Source organism: Bradyrhizobium sp. 31Argb (genome assembly GCF_043638955.1).
Classification (GTDB): domain Bacteria; phylum Pseudomonadota; class Alphaproteobacteria; order Rhizobiales; family Xanthobacteraceae; genus Bradyrhizobium.
Genome location: NZ_JBEGDB010000458.1, coordinates 1 through 3,565 on the forward strand (window position 1 = coordinate 1; position 3,565 = coordinate 3,565).

The 3,565-nt window shown below is 58.4% G+C and carries 3 protein-coding genes; 2 read left to right on the plus strand and 1 reads right to left on the minus strand.

Annotation, left to right across the window (positions count from 1 at the left end):
* Positions 1-699: 699 nt before the first annotated feature.
* A complete protein-coding gene (locus AAFX91_RS39900) occupies positions 700-1,116 on the minus strand; it encodes a cupin domain-containing protein (protein ID WP_394570155.1) in 417 nt (138 codons plus the stop codon).
* A 708-nt stretch (positions 1,117-1,824) separates the two neighbouring features.
* Here AAFX91_RS39900 and AAFX91_RS39905 point away from each other — a divergent pair.
* Both AAFX91_RS39905 and AAFX91_RS39910 read left to right on the plus strand, forming a co-directional pair.
* Entirely contained in the window at positions 1,825-2,781 is a 957-nt protein-coding gene (locus AAFX91_RS39905; protein WP_394570157.1) for an NADP-dependent oxidoreductase, read from the plus strand.
* 434 nt (positions 2,782-3,215) lie between these two features.
* On the plus strand, positions 3,216-3,565 hold a 350-nt coding region (locus tag AAFX91_RS39910; RefSeq protein ID WP_394570156.1), incomplete at its 3' end, for an HD domain-containing protein.

Below are 3,565 nucleotides of genomic sequence, written 5' to 3' on the forward strand. Positions count from 1 at the left end.
CCGATCGCGACACCGTCTTTCTGACTCTGCTGCAAAGCATCCCGCAAGCCATGCATCAAGAGCCTCCTCATAAATGTGTTGCGTCGCGCTCTGCACCATATTCGCATAGCTCCGTCTCCTGTTGCCCCTCGCAAGACGCGAAACACGAGCATTTGAATGCAGGGGCGCTCAATTCATTGCGGCCGGTCAGGAGCTGTCGCAATCTGGCAGTGACAACGAATGCCGACACCGCGATGATGCGGGAAGGAGATGTCGGTCGTTGCACGGCTCACGGCGCACCCCAAAAGCCCGCGAGGTGCCGGTTCGGGACTCGAGCCTGCTCCCAACGTGATCCGGAAATACTGGAGAGTCTAAGCCAGTCCACTTTGCAACACCTCTCGCTAGACGAGCTTGCGATCCTGCCAACGTGCGCATGGGTCGTCAGGTGCGATACGTCTCTTTTGGGTCACAGTGAGAAGAACTCAAAGTGAGCCCATCTTTTCCGCTTTGGCCTCGAATGCGGACATTCATCATGCCGTTCGGTATGTCTCAGAAGGGCCATAACCGGACTCATGCACCGCAGCAAACATCAGGCAGGGCCTTTCCTGCGGTCAGTTTCGTGCATAGCGCTGTCGCCCTTTCTTCCAGCAGATAAGCTACAGCAAACGCCAGCTCCGCTGGGTTACCTCGGCAAGATCTCCGCACGGAAGGTATTAAAGCTCAGTTCCTGAATGGGATCGTCAGTTCCGTCTCGTCCGTGTCCATCACGAACACCGCGAGGAGCTTGGCCGGCAGCGTCTCGCTGGCATTGGCGCTGACGCCGTGGCGGTCGCCGGGAAGCTCAGAGAAGCTTTGTCCGGCCTTGTAGATCGTCACTGGTCCGTCGTTGACCTGACTGCGGATCTCTCCCTCGAGGACGGTCGCGTAGATGAAAGCAGATTTGGCGTGCGTGTGGCCAGGTGAGTAACCGCCCGGACCATATTCGACGAGTACCCCCTTGATGCTCTTGCCGGGAACGTTCGGCAGCTCATGCTGGTAAACGAGAGTTTCCTTAGCGTTCTTCGACTTCGGCGCATCAGCGAAGACGCTTCCGAAGGGCAGTGCGGCGATAAGCAGCGAACAGAGGACCCGTTTCATGGAGACTCTATCCTTCGGTTAGCGGATGCGGGATCAGGCTCTTGCCTGTGAGCGGCGGAGCCATTCGTCTAAAGCGATGCGGCCGACTTCGGGGTCCTCGGGGAATCTTAATGCGAGAAATCATGTCGGCCAATATCAAACTCCTATCTCCGATGCGCGCACTGAACTGCCAACAGCACCGCAATTCATGCGTGCCGGCGCACCGGTGCGGTGGATCGTTGCCCACTACATAACTCGCGAATGTTGAACCGGAAGTACCCTCCTGTATGAAGATCCTGCAGTGAGATATTCAGGCAGGGTAGCTGTCATTTGCTGACCAGCTGTCCTGTTCGCGTGGTGCACTCGATGGATTGGGGCGGTTTGAAGCTCCTGAGGCCCGATTGAGGAAGCTCGCGACAGCAATCAGAGACAATTTGCCGGACGCCAATTACAAAGCTGCAAGAACCCACTTCCTTCAAGCAAGCAATCAGATGTACAAAGTTGCCCATCGAGAGCTGGCCGATGACCAGCCATTGTCGATACCAGTCTCGCTGCGGAGCCCATCTCTCATGCACGCAGAATCTTCCTGGTTGTGGAGCGTCGAGCGTAGGGGCGATGTTTGGACTCGGCGAATAGCGCAAGCCGGCAGCTGACTCCCGTCTTAGTAGGGAGTCCAGGATGGCAAGTACCCTCGTCGGAAATGCTTCCCATGGTCCTGCTCGCGCTTCCATGTTGGCATGGCGAGTACACGAATTTGGACCGCCGGAAGCGATGATTTTGGAACGGGTTCCCAGGCCAGATCCTGGTCCGGGCGAGGTTCTTGTCGATGTCCACGCAGCCGGAGTCGGTCCCTGGGACGGTTGGATCAGGGCCGGCAAGAGCGCGTTGCCGCAGCCTCTCCCTCTTACGCTCGGCTCTGATCTGTCCGGAACAGTCGCGGCCGTGGGATCCGGCATTTCCGAACTGGCTATTGGAGATCAGGTTTTCGGTGTGACCAACACCCATTTCCTTGGCGCTTACGCAGAATACGCCGTGGCCTCTGCTGGGATGCTTGCGAAGAAACCAAGCTCGCTGAGCTATGCCGAAGCGGCTTCCGTTTCCGTCGTAGCGGTCACGGCGTGGCAAGGATTGTTCGACCACGCTCGCCTCGAAGCCGGTCAGACGGCAGTCATTCACGGAGCTGCGGGAAACGTCGGAGCCTACGCGGTTCAGCTCGCTCGTCGCGCTCGCCTGCGTTCAATCGCGACGGCGGGGACCAAGGACATCGAGTACGTGCGATCCCTCGGTGCCGACAAGGTATTGGATTATCACGCACAACGCTTCGAGGACGAGGTGAAGGATGTCGACGCGGTCCTCGATCTCGTCGGAGGCGACACGCAAATACGTTCTTTTCAGGTTCTTCGCCCAGGCGGCAAGCTGATCTCCGCGGTGTCCCAGCCTGATCAAGACCGCGCAAAGTCCCACGGGGTTACCGCAGCTTTCTTCTTGGTGGAAGTGACTACCGAGCGGCTGCGCACAATCGCCGAACTCATTGACCGCGGCGAACTGAAAACCCGCGTAGGTGCAGTCCTCCCTCTCACCGATGCGCGAGACGCGCACATGATGTTGGAAGGCCGACGATTACCGCCGAAAGGGAAGATCATTCTCAACGTAGAGGCCGCGGGCGAAGTCACCGCGCCCGCTTGAAGTCGGGCTAACCATGAGCGTCGCGGAGAAGGTCGCCGGCTCTTGCGCGAATCGGGGAACACACGGTCGAGAACGCCGCCCCGGGCCATTGCGGACGATATCTATCTTTGTCCCGCTGGCGAGCGGCTGGCCACCTGCGCGATAGTTCACATTAGTCGGCGTGCCGGATGGATGGGGAAGGCAGCCATCGATGGTACAGCCAAAATCGGCAATCTTGGCAAATGACCAGGCGCAACGCATCTATTCGCTAACACCAGCGACGGGAGCGATCCGATGCATCCGGCTTCGTGGGGAGCCCCGGTAATGCAGACAGCACAGATCGCAGACACGAAGGACGGAGTTCGACAATGGCTGACACTTTATTTGGCATCAGGATTCCCGATAGCAAGATCGCACGCGAAGCCGCGGAACTCGTGCGGCAACATGAAACCGAGATGCTGTACAACCATTCCGTCCGCGTTTTCGTGTTCGGCGCAATGAAGGGCGTCCGGCAAAATCTCAAATTCGATTCTGAACTGCTCTACGTCGCAGCGCTGTTTCACGACTTAGGGCTTGTCGACGCCTATCATACCGACACAAAGCGGTTTGAAGTTGATGGCGCCGACGCAGCGCGCGAATTCCTCCGCAGCCATGGGATTCCCGACCCGAAAGCGGATCTGGTTTGGGAAGCCATCGCCCTACATACCACGCCCGGTATCCCCCAATACATGGTGAGCGTCACGAGAGGATCGCCGTGCCCGGCCTTGACTTGCGCGGAATGCTTTGGATTGCCCGATCGGGGTGA

Excerpts from the sequence above, each read along its gene's own strand:
- AAFX91_RS39900 (WP_394570155.1), bottom strand. The coding sequence starts at position 1,116 with ATGAAACGGGTCCTCTGTTCGCTGCTTATCGCCGCACTGCCCTTCGGA.
- AAFX91_RS39905 (WP_394570157.1), top strand. The coding sequence starts at position 1,825 with ATGTTGGCATGGCGAGTACACGAATTTGGACCGCCGGAAGCGATGATT.